The following is an 18178-nucleotide window of genomic DNA, read 5'->3' as shown; positions in this document are numbered from 1 at the left end:
CGCCGCTCGAAATCCTGAAGGTGCTTCAGCCCGACGTGTACGCCAAGGGCGGCGATTACACCATCGACACCATCGTTCAGGAGGAACGCCGGGCCGTTGAAGCCTATGGTGGAAGCATTGCCATCATTCCCGGCGTGGAAGGCCGGTCTACGACCAATATCATCGCCCGAATCTCGCAGGAGAAGAACGGGGCATAGTCAGCAGAAAAAATTCCGGCCTAGCCTCAAGTGACTGTCCGGAGGGCGAATTACCTTGCAGAATGATACCGCCAGTACCATTCTGCAAGGGGAATACGTATATCACGCTCCAATATTGCACGAACGGTCAATTATCCCAATTCCCACGGGCTCCGGTATTCGTAGTGGAGCATGGCGTTCGCGGCGTCGTTGTTGATGAAGGTCTCCTTTTCCGCGTCCCAATCCAGTTTCGTCTTCGTTACCAAAGCAATGTTGCCAAGGTGGGAGAAGATCGTGGAGCGATGCCCTTCTTCGATGGGGCAGTTGGGCACGGCGCGCGACTTGATGCAGTCGAGGAAGTTGCGGATGTGCAGCTTCGTTACGTCGCCCTCGGGCTGCTTGATCTCTTCGTCCGCGGCGCGCGGGCCTGCATCCTGGAACTGGCCCGGCTTCTCGCCAATGACCTTGTATCCGCCGTCATCGATGTAAAGCGTGCCTTCCGTGCCGCGCATCTCGGATTCGCCAAAGGGAAACATCGGCGTGCCGCTGGCTTCGTATTGCCCGAAGAGCATCAGGCGGCCTGCCTTGAACTCGTACACCGCCTGCATCGTGTCAGGGATGGTACGGTCGTCGTCGATGGCGAAGCGGCCGCCGAGCGCGACAACCGACGAGGGAGACTCGTCGCCGGTAATCCAGCGGAGCAGGTCGAAGTAGTGGACGCCCCAGTTGCCGAGTTGCGAGGAGTATTCCTGCCACCACCGGAATTTGTACGGGGCAATATCAGGATTGAAGGGGCGCATTGGTTTTGGGCCCAGCCACAAATCCCAGTTGAGATCAGGGGGTGCATCGCTGTCCGGCTCTTTGCCGATGCCCTTGGGGAACATGTTCGTGAGGCGGTAGGCGCGCATCATGGTGATCTTGCCGAACTTGTTTGCCTGCACTTGTTCGCGGAGACCCGCGAACAACGGCGACGAACGGCGTTGCAGGCCGACCTGCACCACGCGTTTCGTCTCATTCGCGACTTCCACCATGCGGCGGCCTTCGCGGATCGTGTAGCACAACGGCTTTTCGACGTAGACGTCCTTGCCCGCTTTGCAGGCCTGTATCATGATGATCGCGTGCCAATGCTCGGGAGTCGCGACCATAACCGCGTCGATGTCTTTGTTCTCGAGCAGCTCCCGGAAGTCGCTGTAGGTGGCCACATTGCCGCCGAGTTCCGTCTTCCACTTGTCAAGGTGCGTTTGATAGACGTCGCAGAGCGCGACAATCTCGACGTCTTCGTTGGGCCGCGTCATATTGATGAGCTGCCCGCCACGGTTGCCCGTGCCAACTATTCCAAGCCGGATACGCTCGTTCGCGCCGTGTGCGCGCGGCGACGCCAACGACGCGGCAACCCCCGCTGCCACCGCTGCACCGGTCTTCACAAAAGTCCGTCTAGAAATCTGCTCCGTCATCGTACACCCCCAACGTTCAGTCTCTCTTACGGCCACTGGTTAAGAATATCGTGAAATCCCGCAGGTTGCCATCTACGTCAGGCTTTTCCATCGTCGCCGCGGTGCGGACATGCACGTCTTCAAACCCGGCGCGTTCAAAGGAGTGACGCATGGCTTCCCGGTCGAAACCATTATGAAAGACACCTGAACTGTCCGCATGAAATTTCCCATTCTCTAGGTCAAGGTCGGCCACGCATGCATGGCCTCCTTTGACGAGGACGTCAGCAAACTGAGCGAGCAGCCCATCGATATCCTCGATGTGATGAAACGCCATGTTACTGACAACCAGATCGAAACGCCCGTCTAGTCGCGCGCCGGAAGTAATATCCACGTACAGTGTCTTGATGTTCTCGATGCCATTGGCCTGCACTTTGGCCTCCAGCGTTTCCAGCATGCCCGGCGCATTGTCCGCGCAGGTCACGGAGCGCACCTGATCGTGCAACCGTACCGAGACCAGGCCGGTGCCGCAGCCAAAGTCGAGCACATCCATTTCTTTCGTCACTGCAACCGTATCCAGAATCGCGTCGGCCACATCGCTCGCCATTTTGACGCGGGCCGGTACCGAATCGTACGTCGCAGCCTCCAGGTTGAAATCTCGCATCGCTCGCTCCTGTCTCCAAGTCATGGAAATTGCGCCGCTCTGGCGCGCAATCATCTACTCTTTTGGGCTGTGTTACTACCGGTTACCCGAACACATTTTTCTGGAATGATCCGAACCGGACCTATCAGTCCAGACACCGGCAACGGCTTAAAATTCAGCAGCGACAGCGTTGATGAATCCGTGTCGTGCAATCCCTGGCCGAGCCGCACCGCTAATTCATCCGGTACCGGCGGCATGCGATCCAGTCCCGTTATCGCGTTGATGAGAGTGTTTGTAACGCGAATGACCAGCGCATTGTCACCCTTTTGCGCAGCCGTTGTCACGTCGAGGCGCTGGCCGCGATACCAACGGACGCCCACGGGTTTTCCATTCAGCGAGACCTCAGCCACATTGCCGACCTGTCCGAGGTCCAGCCACAGGCGCATGTCATCGTTCGCGTATGCGTCCGCTAGCGTAAAGTTGATGGAATACGTGCCCGTGCCGCTGAAGTGCTCTGTGTCCTTGTGTGCGGTCCACGATTCCAACTGCATGACGTCCTTCTTCACGAGCGGAAACCCCGGCGCTTCCAGGACCATTGTCCACACGCCATCGACGGTCCATGGCGCAGGCACACCATCTACCTGCACGCGGCGGGGTTCGGGCTCCGCCGCGAGTTGTAGGGTGTGCATGCCGTTGCTCGACGTCCACGCTTGTGCCAACCCGCCGGTGATGTTCTCAACCGAATCGAACGACGAGTACAGAGCGTGCGTCGTATCTTCTTCTCGCTCAAACACGAGGAATGTCGATTCGTAGGGACCTAGCCGGAGCGGAACTTCGGTTGCGCCGGGGAGTGACTTATAGACCCAAATACGGCCAACGCTGCCGTCGCACGGGTTCCACCGATACGGCGTGCTGCCCGCGACACGAAACGTAACTGGCATGTTGACGGGTCTGTCCTGCACGTTCGCGACAAAGTAGATGTCGCGGTCGTCTGAGGCGCGGTGGTTGAACAGGAGTCCTTCATTTTCGCGCATTTCCTCGCGGACGAAATCGATGCCCATGTCCGGCGCGACGTGTTTGCGGAGCGTATTCACAAACGGATCGAACACGCTGCTGCGCTTATCGAGCGGATCGGTGCGATCGAGTACGTGGCATACCAGATAGGTTCTGCCCTTGCCGAACTCGTGCCCGTCCTGCTTTTCGGAGGATGCAAAGAGGTCCCCCACTATTTCGCGCAGCTTCGCATCCTGCGTCTGCCAATCGCGGAAACCGGTTGAAGTCTCCGGAACACGTTCCAGCGCCACGACAATACCGCCTTGGGCGACGTAGTCACGAATACGTTCCAACGTTCTCAGAGGTAACGAATGGAGATTGGGAAGGATGAGCAAGCGGTACCGATTCGCGTCAATACGCAACTCCTGTCCGTCAAACTCTGCGCGGTTCTGCAGCACGTTGTCGTTAAGCAGATCGAAAGCATAGCCGTTTGCCCACAGCAGTTCGCCCAGAGAACCCCACTGAAAGTCGCGCGTCCATCGGCGCGCGTTGAGGCAGTTCTCGGTCCATTGGTTGGCAAGCGGCGAATAGACGGCGATGTCCGCAACGGGGTTGCCTTCGCGAAGCAGGCGGCAACTGCGGGCCACGTAGCGGCTCAGTTCTGGGTAATACGGCCACCAGATGTTCGTGTGGTCGACATGAATCGCGGCATTGAAATCGCGCGACGGCGCGAAGCTGCGTTCGGGCGTGCCCAAGTAGCCCGAGTTGTAAAAGAGGTTTGCGCCGGATTGCAGAAAGACATCGCCCGCGATCTTCAGCTCTTCGAGCGTCTCGCGGTACAACTCCCAGTGCAGATAGGTATACGCTTCCACGCTGACAATGTTGCGTCCGTAGAGATGCGCGCCCGACGCCACGTACGCGCGCGGACCAATGCGGGTGTCGAACCACGGCACACAGTCCTTTTCTCCCGCCGTGATTTCCATTTCCGGGATGTGCGCTCTGCCCGCTCCTTCGATGTTGTCGGTGGGGAAGCCATAGGGTTGAATGCGTCCCTTTACGTTGTGGCGTTCGCACCAGTTCAGGAACGGCTCGAAGAACGATTCAAATCCGGCGCGGTCGAGAAAGGCGTTTACGTCGTAGCGAATCTTCGGAGAGATATCATCGACTTGCCACCACACCGCGGGAAGATACGGCGTGAGATCGTACCCCATGACTTCGCGAAAGCGTGGAAGAAGGCCCTCGTTCCAATAGAAGGCATTGCGATGAATGGGCACTTCGAAGCTATCCGAGAAGAATGACTCCACAGTCGAGCCGAACGCTTCACCAACAGCCTCCTCGTAGAACGCGCCGACGTGGTCGAAGTAGCGTTCCATGGCGGCCCTATTCAGATGATCGACCACGCCGTCTTCCACGCGCGTGAGCCAAAAGGCCATGATGCGCCAATGTCCTTCGGGGACTTGCCACGCAATCGTGCGGCCGGAAGCGTTTGCAGTGATATCCACGAGGGATGCCGATGACAGCTTTCCGTCTTCAACTCGACCGGCGACCACAGCCAGCAGGCGGTCCTCCGGTCCAACTTGGCGCACGGATCGTGGGACATCCAACGGATTGATGGTCACAGCGAGTGAGAGCGGCTCCGTGAGCGAGGCGGGACCATCCACTTCCAACGCGCTGGAAATAAGGCACTGGTTCTGATCGTCCGGTGGAATCCAATCGCCGCCAAAGACCCAGCCGGGTCCGCCAAAATTGAACGAAACGCTCATGTCCAGCGATTTTGCCACGGAAACCATGTGCTTGATCTGTTCGAGATACTGTGGAGAAAGGTACGCGAAGTTTCCGCGCTCGTAGACTTCTTCCATCGTGATTTGCTCGACGCCGCCGATGCCGTGGTCCTTCATCTGGCGCAATTGCCACTCGATATCGTCTTTGGTCATCGCGTTTCCCATCCACCACCATCGCGTTCGCGGCCAGCAATCCACGGGGGGGCTTGCGAATTGTTGCTGCAATTCCTTTCGGGGAATCGCGCCCTCCTGCGTCGCGGCTGGAGATGCGTTCGCAAGAAGGAGGAAAACGATGAGAGTGATTGACCGCATGAATCTGAATCTCCGCAGGCAGTGTGTACGAATCGGTCGCGCGACCAGTATGGCCCGGCACGGCGCATTCCGCAACGGATGCGTGCCGGGGCGTAGGCGAGCCGGGAATAGCTTGCATAGACTGCATGTTACGTGGTATATCGACATTTCGAGACTTCTCGAAATACAGAAATGCGGCGCCACATAACGTGGTGTGCCCGCTGAAGATAGAGGCAGGTATGAACGTCGACGAAATTCTGAAGGCCCTGGCCAATCCGGCCCGCCGCGAGATTCTGGCGTGGTTGAAGGAACCGGAGCGGCATTTTGCGGACCAAACGCATCCGCTTAAGGACGGCGTGTGCATGGGCAAGATCTTCGAGCGTTCCGACTTGTCGCAGAGCACGGTATCGACGCACTTGGCGACGCTCCAGCGGGCGGGCCTTGTTACCGCGACGCGTATGGGCCAGTGGATCTTCTATAAACGCAACGAGAAGACGATTAAGGAGTTTCTCTCGCACATGAAGGGCGAACTCTAAAGCGTCTATTCGGATTGAACATTAAACCACCAGCGAGGAATCAGCTATGTCCGTACTTTTCGACCCGGTCCAACTTGGCGACTTTCACCTTCCTAACCGCATTGTCATGGCGCCATTGACACGTTGCCGCGCGAGCGAAGGGCGCGTACCCAACGCGCTCATGGCCGAGTACTACGCACAACGCGCGACCGCCGGACTTATCATCAGTGAAGCCACATCAGTAACTCCAATGGGAGTTGGATATCCCGATACGCCCGGCATCTGGTCGCAGGAGCAGGTCGAAGGATGGAAGTCGATTACGAAAGCCGTGCATGAGAAGGGCGGCCGGATCATATTGCAACTGTGGCACGTGGGACGCATCTCGGATCCCATTTACCTCAACGGCGAATTGCCTGTCGCGCCGAGTGCCATCGCTCCCTCAGGGCACGTCAGCCTTGTGAGACCAGAGAAGCCGTTCGTGACGCCGCGTGCGCTTGAGTTGAGTGAGATCCCGGCCATCGTGGAGGCATATCGAAAGGGTGCGGAGAATGCCAAGGCCGCTGGGTTTGACGGCGTGGAAATTCACGGAGCCAACGGTTACCTGCTTGATCAGTTCTTACAAGACAGCACGAATCACCGCACAGACGAATACGGCGGCCCAATTGAGAACCGCGCACGCCTCATGCTCGAAGTCGCCGACGCGGTTGTTTCGGTGTGGGGGCCGGGGCGAGTCGGCATGCACATTGCCCCGCGCGGCGACGCGCACTCGATGGGCGACTCCGATCCGAAGTCCACATTCACCTACGTCGCGCGTGAACTTGGCAAGCGTAAGCTGGCGTTCCTGTGCGCTCGCGAGGCGCGCCGCGAAGACAGTCTCGGGCCGCAACTGAAGGCGGCGTTTGGCGGAGCGTATATCGTCAACGAAGGATTTACCCGTGCGAGCGCGGAAGAGACTATCAATGCAGGCGAGGCCGACGCGGTTGCGTTTGGCAAGCAGTTCATCGCCAATCCGGATTTGGTGCACCGGTTCAAGCTTGACTCCTTGCTGAACGATCCCCAGCCCGAAACGTTTTACGGCAGCGGCCCGGTCGGGTACACCGACTACCCGGTATTGCTACCGTGCGCGTCGTGCGTGTAGCGAGACCTTCTGAATTAACAGCGCGCTGCCGTCTTTCCAGAAGGCGGCAGCGCGTTCCTCTTCCTCGCCTCAATCGAATCGCTGCAGAAAAATTACTCTAGCGCTCGATCGGCTTGATAATCGGGCATCCCGTCGACAGAAGCGTCAAGCCAAGGACAAAAGCGACGGCAAACGCCGTCTTCGCAAGCGTCAGGACACGGTTCTTCACAAGTCTTCCTCCACGGTTAAAACAGTCAGAATTCGAACTTAACCTTGCAGCAACGTATTCAGAGACAATGCCGGGGCACGTGCCCGGAACTATCCTGACAAATTCTACACAACCAAAAAGCCTATTGAGAATCCCTCAACAGGAAACCTACGATAAGGAGACTTGCTGGTGGCCGTCACCACAGCAAGAGCGAAGCCAATCGTATCGGAGGAAGCCTTATGCTCTGGCCCCTTGTGCTCCCGGCAAAAATCACATTTTGGCTTCTTCTTGTCGTTCTCATCGTATCTACAATTGCCGTGCAAAGGTATTACAAGAAGGGGATGCGCGCTCTCACCATCGGAACGGGCATTTGTATCCTGCTGTTTATCCCGTGCTGCATCGGTGTTCAGACAATCATCGACCCATATCGCTTTGGCGTGTTTACGTATCCGGATTTTCTGTCCGTGAAAGACTTCCGTGTCGAGCGTTACCTACCGGATACGGCGACCAACATCACCATCGACAAGTATCCGGAGGGATTCTGCGCCAAATTCTCGATAAGCAAGCAAAATCTGGACGAATTCTTTGAGCGCCAGTGGAGCGAACGCGGCAAGGAAGCAAAGAATCCGCGTGAATCGCCGAAGCCGAACGATGAACTCGAATTTGTTAACAGGCAGATCGCCAGTCTGGGCTGGAAAGCGCCAGACGGTTCGATAGGGTATAGAGGACCCCGAGCATCAAATGGCGCCGGCTTCACGCTGATGTATAACGAGCCGGAAGGCATCGCGTACGAGTTAGCTGGCTACTGGTAGGGTTCCGAATCACGCGAGATGTAGTAGTCTTCTTGTGTGAATTAGAAGCACGCACTCTGCAGATGAGAATAGACACGCACGCGCCGGTCAGTAAGCACCCACCTCGATGCATTCTTCCTCTTCAATATGCCGCAAACGCTCGGCATACTCCTGCAAATGCCTGGCCCGGTCCTCATCGGATAGCCGGACCGGTCCGTAGACGATGTGCGGCGCAAGCACATCGAAGCCGGTGAACTGAAGCATCCCGCGATGGATCGGGCGAAGGATGGCGGCGATATCGCCGTTGAATCCGCCCTTAACGTAATGCTCTGCCCCGCCCCCGGTGGTTAGCGACAGCAGGGCGCGTTTTCCGCGAAACTTGCCGGTCTCGTAAATGTGCCCCATGCCATACGTACGTCCCATCGCGAACACGCGGTCTACCCAACCTTTGAACACCCCGGGCAGACCAAACCACCACAACGGAAATTGCCAAATCATGAGATCGCACCATTCGACCTTTTCGATTTCTTCCTCGATGTCCGGGGCAAAACCGTCGTGCTCGGTCGCGTAAATTTCCTCCAATTGCTGTTTAAAGTAGTCGGGGTCTTTGACCGTCGTGAAGTTGTGACGTCCCGAAATCGGGTTGAACCCCATGGCGTGTAGATCGGACGTTTTGACCGCGTGTCCTGTTTGCACCAGCGTATTGCACGCAGTACGGAACATTGCGCCATTAAAACTGTTTGGTTCTGAATGCCAATAGACTACGAAGCATTTCATATAAAAGAGCCTTCTGAGTTGCCGTTGCTGCGAAGACGTCCGAAACCTCTCGCCTGACATCTGCCTCAAGATTGGAGTATGGTGACACGGCAGGATTATACAGGCTCTTTCTGTATACCCGTAAAGTCCTTTCGAGGGGATTGAACATGTCATCATTTCGCACCAGGTTCTTTTACCGGCTCCACGTTTTGCTCTTGGCACCGTTGCTGTGTCTTTCTGCCTACGCGGCCGAGCAATGGCAGATCGGTGTAGGCTCTCTCCTTCAGTCTGAGGAGGCGGTTCGACTGGCGACAGACGATCTCGTGGCAGCGGGCAAGCAGTTCGGCGTGGAATTCGAAGTGATAGACGATTCCGCTGTACCCGCTAAGAACGCCATTCTCGTCGGCGATGGAACGCGCAACGCCGCCTCTGCGCGACTGGTGGCTGCGGGCACGCTGAAACTGGACCCTCCCGCGGATGCCGAGGGGTATCAGATCTGTACCTTGAAATCGGGCGATGTGCGCACGATTGTGGTGGCGGGGGGATCGCCGATTGGCGACGCGTACGGCCTCTACTGGCTTTGGGATCGCCTGCGCGTACACCGGCATATCCCCGACCTCAATGTAACGCGCATCCCCGCCATGAAAGTGCGCTTCGGGGCCGCGTGGGGGCGCCACGGTTCCGGCGGCGGCGACAAGGAGCAGATGCACCTTGCGTTGCGGCAAAGCATGAACTGGGTTTCCGGCCCGCCGATACTTGACTTGATTCCGTGGAATTCCGAGCCCGAAGCCACGCTCAATGCAGAAAACCGCGAGAAGGCCCGCGAACTCATCGCGTATGCCCATGCGCTTCACATGAAGTACGTCAGCTTTTCCAACGACTTCACGTACCATCCGTCGCTGTTGCAGGAAGCGGGCGCGACGTTGTCTCCGTGTGATCCCAAGTTCTGGGAAGCGCTCAAACTGAAATACCGCAAGTTGCTCACTGCGCTGCCCGAGTTGGACGGCGTGGAAATCTGCAACGATGACATCTCTGGTTTTTGGGACGCGTACAAGGCGTACGACGTCATGCACGAGACGCCGGAATGCGAGTGGTCTTACACCAAGCGGTTTCGCACTTTCGTGAAAAGTGTTCACGAGGTTGTTGCGGACGAATTCGACAAAACCTATTTCCACTTCACGTGGGCGCTGACGCCGCACGAGATTCACAACCAGCCCCTCGTTTTCCGTGAAGTGTTCACGGACGAAATTCCGACGAACAACCTGTATCTCATTCCGAAGATCACGGCGGCGGACCGGTGGTGGTACCAACCGTACAATATGACTTTCAATCTGACGCCGCATAAGACGGTTGTCTGTTTCGAGACGATGAATTACTACGAGACGGGGAAGACCAATATCTTTCCCACGTTCTCCGGCGCGTATTTTCAATCGGGGCTTCAATTGTTCCTGTTGCCTAAACCATCGAACGTGGAAGGCATCGCCGCATTGGCAGGCATCGATCACGAGGGGTGGGACACAACCGCCGCGCATGGGTACATCCTCTACCGGCTCATGTGGGACCCCAACGAATCGATGGAGCAAATCGCCCAAGACTTCTGCGCGATTCACTTTGGCGCCGAGGCAGCCAAGGGCATGGCGCAGATCTATCTGAAGACGTCGTCCGCTTACAAATACGGACTTCACATCGAGCCGATATCGTATGGACAGTTCAACTCGTTCCTGCACATGCGTGTCGGCACCTTCCCGGCCGACGGTTACCCGAGCATAGATGGAGGCAAGGAGCATCTCGCTTTCCTGCAGAAGATCTACTTGCGATGCAAACCGTGGATACCCGAAACCTTGGACGATATCCAGCATGGGCTCAATCTTGCGGACGAGATGATCGCCGGCTTTGAGGCGGTCAAGCCGCATCTCGATGCGGCGCAGGCCCAGACCATTGCCGACCGTTTGGCCATGACGCGCAACCTGATTCGAACCAACCAAGGATATGTGGAGACAATGTTCGCGTACTTTGCATACGGCGAAGACCCAACGCCCGAAAGGCGAGACGCGCTCGCCAAGGCGTACGAGAATCTCGTCGCGACGCGCAACGACTTTATCCACACGCCCGGCTATGGGTATCAGCTCTTCGGAGTCGACGTGTTGATGGATGTGGTGAAAGCGGATCTGGCCGATCACGAAGCGGCGCAGTTGGCGCTCGCGCACAAACCCACACGTACCGAACTGGACGCGACGATTGCAAGCCAGCAGCAACGGTATATGGAGGTGCTCGATGCGCATGCGAGCGACGCCGTGAAGTTCGCGCACGTCGAAGTGATGGTCGACGGCTGCGACATCCTCTCGGTGTCCGGGGACAAGTACGAAATCGAGCACCTGCGTTGGGACGGTCCCCTGGTTCGCGAACTCAAGTTCGAAACGTCGCTGCCGCGCGAAACCGTGACGGTTGTTCCGAAAGACATTCAATCGCGCCCGATGCACCCGTTTGTACTGGAGCAGCCCAGCGCCGCAAACAACTACACGGTACGTATCTATCTAGACGACCTGCCCGGCGGACAGGACTGGATCATCTTCGATCTCTATTACATCAAGGCATCGCCGGAATCGCTGGGCTTGGCGATTCCATGGGGGAAGTAGTCTCTCTGTGGCGAAGGAGTTCTAAAAGGGAGGGAATATGAGAAGGAGTGTATTTCATCTCTCGGTGTTGGCAGCTCTACTTGGCAGCGTGTTTTCTGCTCACGCGGCGACGTATTACGTCGCGCCGCGAGGTCTCGATTCGAATGCGGGTTCGCGTAACGCGCCGTTCAAGACGATTCAGAAAGCGGCGGATGTGATGCAGGCGGGAGACGTGTGTGTGATTCGCGAAGGCGTCTATCGCGAGACCGTGAAGCCTGCGCATTCGGGTGAACCTGGCAAGCCTATCGTGTTTCGTGCGTATCGCGGCGAGCGCGTCGTTGTGAGCGGCGCGGATGAAGTGGGAGGTTTGAAGCCGGAAGACAGTGTGTTGCGAGCGCCGGTCACGGAGCCCTTTGAGCAGCTTTTTGTGGACGGCCAGTTGATGAACCCTGCGCGGTGGCCCAACGCGACGCTTGATGTGATGACACCGGCTTGGGCCGAAGCGGACGCGGAAACGAACGCGAACACCATCGTCGACAAGGAACTCCCCGCACTCGATTTCACCGGTGCCATGCTTCACATTCTTCCGGGAAGCAAGTGGGTCTCCTGGACCCGACCTGTCAAGGAATTTGAAGCGGGCACTCACAAGCTGAAATTCGAGGGGAACTGGAGTCAAGACTCCGCCCACGCGGTCAACAAGGGGACCCGCTATTTCGCTTATGGAGTGGCGTCGTTGTTGGACGCGCCGGGCGAGTGGTATTGGGACGCCGCGAGCAAGACTGTGTCGCTGATACCGCCCGACTCTGCGAAATCGCATACACCACGCGTGGAAGTGAAGCGCCGTTTGTATGCGTTTGACCTGAGCGGCCTATCGTATATCGAGGTCGATGGCATCAACGCATTCGCCGCAACATTCAATCTCGCCGATGCCGCGTACTGCGTTGTCGATAATTGCCACGTGCGCTACGCGTCACACGTCGCTCAGTGCGAAGGATGGGGCACGGCGGCGCACACGAATAGCGGCATCCTTGTCGGCGGTCACGACAACGTCGTGCGCCGGAGTTCTGTCGTGTTCAGCGCGGGGAACGGAGTCACGTTGGTCGGCGAAAACAACGCCGTCACGGACTGCGTGGTGCGCAACGTCGACTACGCGGCCGTGGACTGCGGCGCGATTTGGGCGGAGGGCCGCGGTAACATCATTTCGCACAACACGCTCTCGGATTGCGGGCGCAGCGTGATTGTGCACCGCACATTGAAGGCGGGCCGTATCGAGTACAACGACATCGCGAACGCGGGCAGGCTCACCACCGACCTCGGCGCGACGTACTGTTTCGGTACGGACGGCGAAGGCACCGTCATCGCCTACAATTGGGTTCACGACAACCGCGCGGAACACGTGGGCGTGGGCATCTACATCGACAACAACTCCTCGAACTTTCTGATTCATCACAATGTGTCGTGGAACAATCCCGACAGCGGAATTCGTCTCAACACGCCTTCCATCAACAATCGCGTCTACAACAACACGGTGCTTCAGAACGGGGATAGCGTCAATTACTGGGGCGCGGACAACAACAAGGAACAGCCGGGTTGTGTGCTCGTAAACAACATCTTTACCGATGAGGTTCGACTCGGCGACGGCATCGACGCGCACCACAACTACTCCGGCACGGAGCCCGGCGTCGTCGGTGTGAAGTTGAACGACTTCCGGCTGGGCAGCACGTCGCCGTGTGTAAATGCGGGTGTCGTAGTGGATGGCGTAACGGACGGATTCAAAGGCAGCGCACCCGATCTCGGCGCATACGAGCGAGGTGTCAAGGCATGGCGCCCCGGCCACACGTGGGGCGAGCCAAAAGACTTCAGCAAAGCGGATGCACGAGCCGATGAGCGCATGAAACCATGGCGCGACAATTGGGGGCATCACCCTCCGAGATCGAAACCCGCGCCGCATGCGCCTGCGCGCGGCTCTTCTCATGGGACCGTTGGCGGGAACGCGAGAAGATAAGGAGCGATTTCAAGTGCGAGAAGCAGGGACTTGTCCCCGCTTTTCGCTCTATTCGGCGGTCCAGAACCGTTGATCGCTGCCGCCCGGTCCTGCTTTCACGGTAAGCGAAGCGGCACATTTGGGGCAGTGTCCGGCGTAGGCCGTTCCATCGTGATTGAGGTAGACGCGCGCGTAGACGTGACAGCACTTGAACAAGATGCCGATGAAAGGGCGTGGAGAAGGGTTTCTCGAATTCGAAGGCTTCATAATTGGTGTCTCGCGGCGCTACGCTTATTTCTTGTCACCGGCGGCTTTCGAAGCACGTGACGCTGCCATTCTCTCCAGCAGGCTCCACAAGATCCAGATAGTTCCTGCCGTGACAATTCCTACGAGGGCCGATAGTCCAAGTACCAGTGCCATGGTTACGGATTCTCCGGCGCCGACGGCGCATGAGGAACTAACGGCGGCGATGGCGGCACCACCGGTTGTTCTTTGTTCGGCAAGTCACCCGACTTGAGCCGTTCGGCGTTCTCGTTGAAGGTCTTCACGTCGTTACGAAGCTTGTCGAGTTCGGCCTGCATGGCTTTCACTTGACGCAACAACGCTTCGTTGGACTCGCGCAACGCATCATTCATCTTTCGCAACTCGGCTTGCGAATCCTGAAGCCGTTGCTGCAATTCGTCGTTGCCGCCTTCCATCGGTTTCGGCTGCTCCACCGTTGGAGATTCCGGCATCTTCACTTGAGTCTTGGGAGGATCGGTTGTGTCGGCTGGCTTGTCCGCAGCGGGTTCCTTCGGCGGTTCCGCGATAACCGACAACGCGTCGAACCAAGCAGTCCCCATCCCCTTCAGCACGCATCGCAACACGACAAAGTCCGTGCCCTGCGGCACCGGCACGGTCAATTCCACGGGAGTCCAATCGGCCGTTCCGCGCACCGGCTGCGTGTCGCCGGAGGACTGCTGCAACATTACTTTCCAGGGGTTCTTTCGATAGCACTGCACCCATATCGCCGCCTCGTCGGCCCGCTCGGTCTTGATGCTTCCACGAACCTTCAGCGTGCGCCCGCCGAGGTTTTGAAGGATGTTCTGGCTCCAGTTGTTTGCCGGTTCGACGGAGTATCGCATGGGGTTGTACAGGCGCAGCGAGTACGAGCCGTCGCACGCGGTTTCCGTATCCGGCACCCCCTCGGCACCCTGCATGGGCTCCACGAACACATTCCAATGCTCCGGGGCATCGTGATACAGAAATTCAGCGCTGGGGTTCTGCAGTAATTCCTGCGGTGCCGGATCTGGCGACGCGCACAGGGCAATGAATAGCAACGCATGTATCATGAAGTCAGTCTACCGCTAAACGCGGTCCGCCGCAAAGCGGCTATGCGGAAGGCGGGCGCGCCAGAAGCGATTGAAAGCGGGGATGATTGCGCAGCGGAGCCAGGGGTTCCAGATTCAGCAATTGTTCTCTCAACAGCGGACGGTGTTCGACGGCGCGCGCCAGCGAGTCGATGGCTTCGTCGGGACGATCAGGAGCGAATCGCGCCAGGAAGAACGCGAAATCGAGATGACCGTCCGGATTACGCGGCTCCATCTCCGCGGCAAGCCGAAGTTCCTTCTCCGCGTCATCGATGCGATGTGTCGCCACCAGCGCCCGGCCCAGCAGCCGCCGCGCGGGTACCCACGCGGGCTCCAGTCGCAGACACGCGCGCAACGCCTTCGATGCAGTTTCCATATCGCCACGTTGGAAGGCCTCCGCTCCCTCCTTCCACTTGCTCACGATTCGACGACGGCGCGACGCGAAGAACGCAAGCGTCACCACCAAGATTGTCAGTCCAACAAGCGTTGTCCAGAATGATTCCACAGTCAGGCTCCAGCTACCGCCAATCGTTCAAGGCATACCCTACCACATGCGGTCAATTGCCTCGAAACCGCGACGTGAAGCATGAAGCATCACTGCAAAAAAAGAGCGGGCCGCCACGAGGCGGCCCTGAGGCATAGAGGAGGAAAACAGAAACTTACATCGTGCTGCGTTTCTTCATGCCACGGCGCACAGCCATGAACGCGATGCCAATACCCAGAAGCGACAAGCTAGCCGGCTCAGGGACAACTGACAGGTTGGGTTCGGAGGGCGAGGTTCCGTACTGGAAACTCACATCCGAAATGTCGTCGAGGCTGAGGTCCCCGGTGAAGCTCAGCGTGAATATCACCGAATCCTGGATGAAGGGGTTCGGACCGGTCACGGGCGTGTTACCGCCCGTTGTGCCCGAAGCAGGGACGATACCGTAGGCCATCCCGCCGACATTCGCTTCACCGTCCAGATTGTCGCCCGGGAAATAGTCGCTGCTCGCGCCAAACAATCCGCTCAGACCCGTGGAACTGATTCCCTGATCGGCCCCGCCCGGCGCGGCAATACCGGATTCGTACGCCCACTCGCCACCGACCACGCCGCCTACCGGGGCATCGTCATAGAGCACCACGCTGCTGCCACCCAGCACCGCGGAAACGGGAGTCAGGGTCACTCCGTTCAGCGAGAAGAAGAAGGCTGTCAGGATGTCTGCCGGTTCCAATGCGGGCGACGTCGCCGTGTTGGTCAACGTGATGATTAGGTTACTGCCGCTGATTTCGAATTCCGCCGATGCGCTCAAGTTGGACAACGCACCTGATCCCGCCGCGGAGAATGTGATGGAGGCTCCGGCAGGAACTACCGCCAGCGCCAGTGCAAGAGAAATACCCCAAATCAGTTTTGTACGCGCGTTCATAATTGCTTCACTTTCCGCCCGGCATCGCAGCCGTTGCGTGCTTCCCCAAGCACTCTAGGACCAATATTGTAAATGCACAGCCACCCAGAAAGATGCAAGCGGCATGCCGAGAATTGAGGCAAGGTAATTAATTGACATGTTTGCACCCGAACCTCCCGTCGCCCTGCCTGCCTACATCGGTTGAATTTCGTAACAGGCCACTAAGTCCTAGCTTAGGCCTCTATGAGTCTGTATAATGTAAATACTGAAAAAAAGTGGAAGCAGTACTGCGGGAAGGAGTGCTGCGGAGTTTGCGGCATACGGGTAGTTTGTTTGTCACGTTTGACAACATATTCTCTGTCTTTGTGGTCATTGGTGACAAACAGTACTGCAGACTATCGTTCAAATACATGATCGTCATTATTTGTTCGATAGATTTCATATATCGGGTAATACGTCTGCAAGGAATCGATGGATGCATGGGATGCAATGCGCGTTACTGCTGCGAGTGTTTACATCCAATACTCGCCGCTTATTGATTGGGCCTCTCCTCTGTTACGTATTGACCCCAAAAAGTTTAGGGCCGCCACGAGGCGGCCCTGAGGCTTGGAGGAGGAAAACAAATGGCCTAGTTTGTACCGCCCTTTTTGAGTACGCGGCGCATGGCCATAAGCGCGATACCAATGCCCAGTAGGGAAAGGCTGGCCGGTTCGGGGACGACGGTTCCCGGCAGGTTCGGCTCGCACAGGTCCGTACCGTACTGGAAGCTCACGTCCGAAATGTCGTCCAGTGTCACGTCGCCTGTAAAGCTCAACGTGAAGACAACTGAATTCTGAATAAATGGATTCGGGCCGGTTACGGGGGCGTTGCCACCGGTTGTACCGGACGCCGGGACAATACCGTAGGCCATTCCCTGCACGCCCGTCTGGCCAAACAGATTGCTGCCCGGGAAATTGGCCGATCCAAACAAGTCAAAACCTGCCGCACCAACACCTTGGTCGGCATCGCCCGGGGCATTGATTCCGGAAGCGTAGGCCCATTCGCCACCGACCACTCCGCCAGCGGGAGCCGAGTCATACAACACGATGCTGCTTCCACCCAGCACGGCGGAAACAGGAGTCAGCGTTGCGCCGTCCAGCGAGAAGAAGAGGCCCATCAAGACATCCGCCGGCTCCAATGCAGGAGACGATGCGGTGTTGGTGAGTGTAATGATAAGGTTGTTGCCGCTAATCGCAAATTCCGCCGAGGCACTTAGGTTGGACAAACCTCCGCTGCCTGACGCCGAGTACGTTATCGAAGCCTGTGCGGGCCCTGCAACAAGCGCCAGCAATACTGCTATGCCTGCAATCAGTCCCAATCGCGAGTTCATAGTCCCTTCACTTTCCGCCCGGCATTGCCGCCGTTGCGTGCTTCCCCAAGCACTTTCAAGTTATCCTAATGCACAGCCGTACACAGTAGCGCAAGCGGCGTGCCTGAAGTGAAGGAACAGGACTCATTCTAAAATGCCTGCGACAGGCACAGCTCTCGGAGAAGGTTGGAGAATTGCCTAAGTGCTTATTTTATAGCGTCTTATGTGAATGGGCATTCTGAATGATTAACCATCGAGAGTCATCTCATGACGACACATGAGGCGCTTACAGGGCTGACACCTCGATGCATGCAAGTTATAAGTTTGTCAAATCTGACTACTATTTTGACAATGACTCGGTGAAATTCGCTAAGAAATGGAACTGTCAGCCGCTCCAGAACCCTGCATATTCGGATGATGTCCCAATTCCATATTCCCAAAGATTAAGGCACCCGCCATCAGGCGAGTGCCTAAGCTACAAATAGGGTAATTTCTCCTACAAGAACGTAAGCTTATACTTCTTTCTCCTGCGGCCAACGTGACGAGCGATTGGGGCGCGGATGCTTACGAACCTGGCACTCCTTCGCGTTATCCCAGAAGAGCGTCTTGTCTTGACGCCACGCATCGCACCCCAGTTTCGTGGTAACCATCGCGCGATAGGCCGTCTCCGCATCGCAGTGCACGGGGCCGCGCGAACGGATGGCGTTGAGCCAGTTGGTCATGTGTTCTTCACGCGGTTCCAGGGGAACGAAGATCTCTTCCGCCCCGTACTTCCCCTTGAACCACTCCGCGAACTCCT

The 18178-nt window shown here is 57.4% G+C and carries 16 protein-coding genes; 6 read left to right on the top strand and 10 right to left on the bottom strand.

Features of this window, described 5'->3' with window-relative positions; genetic code table 11:
- Nucleotides 1-197: D-glycero-beta-D-manno-heptose 1-phosphate adenylyltransferase (locus K1Y02_18015; GenBank protein ID MBX7258264.1), on the top strand; the 197-nt coding region annotated here is incomplete at its 5' end.
- Between the two features lie 131 nt (nucleotides 198-328).
- Here K1Y02_18015 and K1Y02_18010 read toward each other — a convergent pair.
- From K1Y02_18010 to K1Y02_18000, 3 genes are read right to left on the bottom strand one after another with little or no spacing between them, the layout of a single operon-like run.
- Nucleotides 329-1630, bottom strand: coding sequence for a Gfo/Idh/MocA family oxidoreductase (locus K1Y02_18010; protein MBX7258263.1), 1302 nt, complete (start codon nucleotides 1628-1630; stop codon nucleotides 329-331).
- A 16-nt stretch (nucleotides 1631-1646) separates the two neighbouring features.
- Nucleotides 1647-2294: a class I SAM-dependent methyltransferase gene (locus K1Y02_18005; protein ID MBX7258262.1), complete on the bottom strand. Its 648-nt coding sequence runs from the start codon at nucleotides 2292-2294 to the stop codon at nucleotides 1647-1649.
- A gap of 26 nt (nucleotides 2295-2320) precedes the next feature.
- Nucleotides 2321-5335 carry a hypothetical protein gene (locus K1Y02_18000; protein ID MBX7258261.1) on the bottom strand — a complete coding sequence of 1005 codons (3015 nt, stop codon included), beginning with the start codon at nucleotides 5333-5335 and terminating at the stop codon, nucleotides 2321-2323.
- A 218-nt stretch (nucleotides 5336-5553) separates the two neighbouring features.
- Here K1Y02_18000 and K1Y02_17995 point away from each other — a divergent pair, with 218 nt between their 5' ends.
- The 3 genes from K1Y02_17995 (at nucleotide 5554) to K1Y02_17985 (ending at nucleotide 7966) form a co-directional block, all read left to right on the top strand.
- A complete protein-coding gene (locus K1Y02_17995) occupies nucleotides 5554-5850 on the top strand; it encodes a metalloregulator ArsR/SmtB family transcription factor (GenBank protein ID MBX7258260.1) in 297 nt (98 codons plus the stop codon).
- Nucleotides 5851-5896: 46 nt separating this feature from the next.
- The gene (locus tag K1Y02_17990) at nucleotides 5897-6967 is read left to right on the top strand and encodes an alkene reductase (protein MBX7258259.1); all 1071 of its coding nucleotides are present in this window, start codon (nucleotides 5897-5899) and stop codon (nucleotides 6965-6967) included.
- A gap of 426 nt (nucleotides 6968-7393) precedes the next feature.
- Nucleotides 7394-7966 carry a hypothetical protein gene (locus tag K1Y02_17985; protein MBX7258258.1) on the top strand — a complete coding sequence of 191 codons (573 nt, stop codon included), beginning with the start codon at nucleotides 7394-7396 and terminating at the stop codon, nucleotides 7964-7966.
- 87 nt (nucleotides 7967-8053) lie between these two features.
- Here K1Y02_17985 and K1Y02_17980 read toward each other — a convergent pair whose 3' ends face one another.
- Nucleotides 8054-8722 (bottom strand): NAD(P)H-dependent oxidoreductase, encoded by a 669-nt coding sequence (locus tag K1Y02_17980; GenBank protein MBX7258257.1) that lies wholly within the window; start codon nucleotides 8720-8722, stop codon nucleotides 8054-8056.
- 146 nt (nucleotides 8723-8868) lie between these two features.
- On the opposite strand from K1Y02_17980, the gene K1Y02_17975 reads away from it, so the two are divergent.
- Both K1Y02_17975 and K1Y02_17970 read left to right on the top strand, forming a co-directional pair.
- Entirely contained in the window at nucleotides 8869-11337 is a 2469-nt protein-coding gene (locus K1Y02_17975) for a hypothetical protein (protein MBX7258256.1), read from the top strand.
- A gap of 37 nt (nucleotides 11338-11374) precedes the next feature.
- Entirely contained in the window at nucleotides 11375-13321 is a 1947-nt protein-coding gene (locus tag K1Y02_17970; GenBank protein MBX7258255.1) for a right-handed parallel beta-helix repeat-containing protein, read from the top strand.
- Between the two features lie 48 nt (nucleotides 13322-13369).
- Here K1Y02_17970 and K1Y02_17965 read toward each other — a convergent pair whose 3' ends face one another.
- From K1Y02_17965 to K1Y02_17940, 6 genes are all read right to left on the bottom strand, one after another.
- Nucleotides 13370-13567, bottom strand: a complete 198-nt coding sequence (locus tag K1Y02_17965) for an RNHCP domain-containing protein (GenBank protein MBX7258254.1) — start codon at nucleotides 13565-13567, stop codon at nucleotides 13370-13372.
- Between the two features lie 155 nt (nucleotides 13568-13722).
- A complete protein-coding gene (locus tag K1Y02_17960; GenBank protein ID MBX7258253.1) occupies nucleotides 13723-14631 on the bottom strand; it encodes a hypothetical protein in 909 nt (302 codons plus the stop codon).
- 40 nt (nucleotides 14632-14671) lie between these two features.
- Nucleotides 14672-15154 carry a tetratricopeptide repeat protein gene (locus tag K1Y02_17955; GenBank protein MBX7258252.1) on the bottom strand — a complete coding sequence of 161 codons (483 nt, stop codon included), beginning with the start codon at nucleotides 15152-15154 and terminating at the stop codon, nucleotides 14672-14674.
- A gap of 154 nt (nucleotides 15155-15308) precedes the next feature.
- A complete protein-coding gene (locus tag K1Y02_17950; GenBank protein MBX7258251.1) occupies nucleotides 15309-16052 on the bottom strand; it encodes a PEP-CTERM sorting domain-containing protein in 744 nt (247 codons plus the stop codon).
- A 607-nt stretch (nucleotides 16053-16659) separates the two neighbouring features.
- Complete coding sequence (locus K1Y02_17945) at nucleotides 16660-17400, bottom strand: PEP-CTERM sorting domain-containing protein (GenBank protein MBX7258250.1); 741 nt, start codon at nucleotides 17398-17400, stop codon at nucleotides 16660-16662.
- A 491-nt stretch (nucleotides 17401-17891) separates the two neighbouring features.
- Nucleotides 17892-18178: hypothetical protein (locus tag K1Y02_17940; protein ID MBX7258249.1), on the bottom strand; the 287-nt coding region annotated here is incomplete at its 5' end.

The organism is Candidatus Hydrogenedentota bacterium (assembly GCA_019695095.1).
GTDB lineage: Bacteria > Hydrogenedentota > Hydrogenedentia > Hydrogenedentales > SLHB01 > JAIBAQ01.
Note: the sequence above shows the minus strand (reverse complement) of the source record. Positions and strands in the feature narration are given on the sequence as shown.

What these genes read in the sequence shown, in the direction of transcription:
- K1Y02_17970 (MBX7258255.1), top strand. Translation starts at nt 11,375, where the DNA reads ATGAGAAGGAGTGTATTTCATCTCTCGGTGTTGGCAGCTCTACTTGGC.
- K1Y02_17965 (MBX7258254.1), bottom strand. Translation starts at nt 13,567, where the DNA reads ATGAAGCCTTCGAATTCGAGAAACCCTTCTCCACGCCCTTTCATCGGC.
- K1Y02_17975 (MBX7258256.1), top strand. Translation starts at nt 8,869, where the DNA reads ATGTCATCATTTCGCACCAGGTTCTTTTACCGGCTCCACGTTTTGCTC.
- K1Y02_17960 (MBX7258253.1), bottom strand. Translation starts at nt 14,631, where the DNA reads ATGATACATGCGTTGCTATTCATTGCCCTGTGCGCGTCGCCAGATCCG.
- K1Y02_17945 (MBX7258250.1), bottom strand. Translation starts at nt 17,400, where the DNA reads ATGAACTCGCGATTGGGACTGATTGCAGGCATAGCAGTATTGCTGGCG.
- K1Y02_17990 (MBX7258259.1), top strand. Translation starts at nt 5,897, where the DNA reads ATGTCCGTACTTTTCGACCCGGTCCAACTTGGCGACTTTCACCTTCCT.
- K1Y02_17980 (MBX7258257.1), bottom strand. Translation starts at nt 8,722, where the DNA reads ATGAAATGCTTCGTAGTCTATTGGCATTCAGAACCAAACAGTTTTAAT.
- K1Y02_17995 (MBX7258260.1), top strand. Translation starts at nt 5,554, where the DNA reads ATGAACGTCGACGAAATTCTGAAGGCCCTGGCCAATCCGGCCCGCCGC.
- K1Y02_17985 (MBX7258258.1), top strand. Translation starts at nt 7,394, where the DNA reads ATGCTCTGGCCCCTTGTGCTCCCGGCAAAAATCACATTTTGGCTTCTT.
- K1Y02_18010 (MBX7258263.1), bottom strand. Translation starts at nt 1,630, where the DNA reads ATGACGGAGCAGATTTCTAGACGGACTTTTGTGAAGACCGGTGCAGCG.
- K1Y02_18000 (MBX7258261.1), bottom strand. Translation starts at nt 5,335, where the DNA reads ATGCGGTCAATCACTCTCATCGTTTTCCTCCTTCTTGCGAACGCATCT.
- K1Y02_18005 (MBX7258262.1), bottom strand. Translation starts at nt 2,294, where the DNA reads ATGACTTGGAGACAGGAGCGAGCGATGCGAGATTTCAACCTGGAGGCT.
- K1Y02_17950 (MBX7258251.1), bottom strand. Translation starts at nt 16,052, where the DNA reads ATGAACGCGCGTACAAAACTGATTTGGGGTATTTCTCTTGCACTGGCG.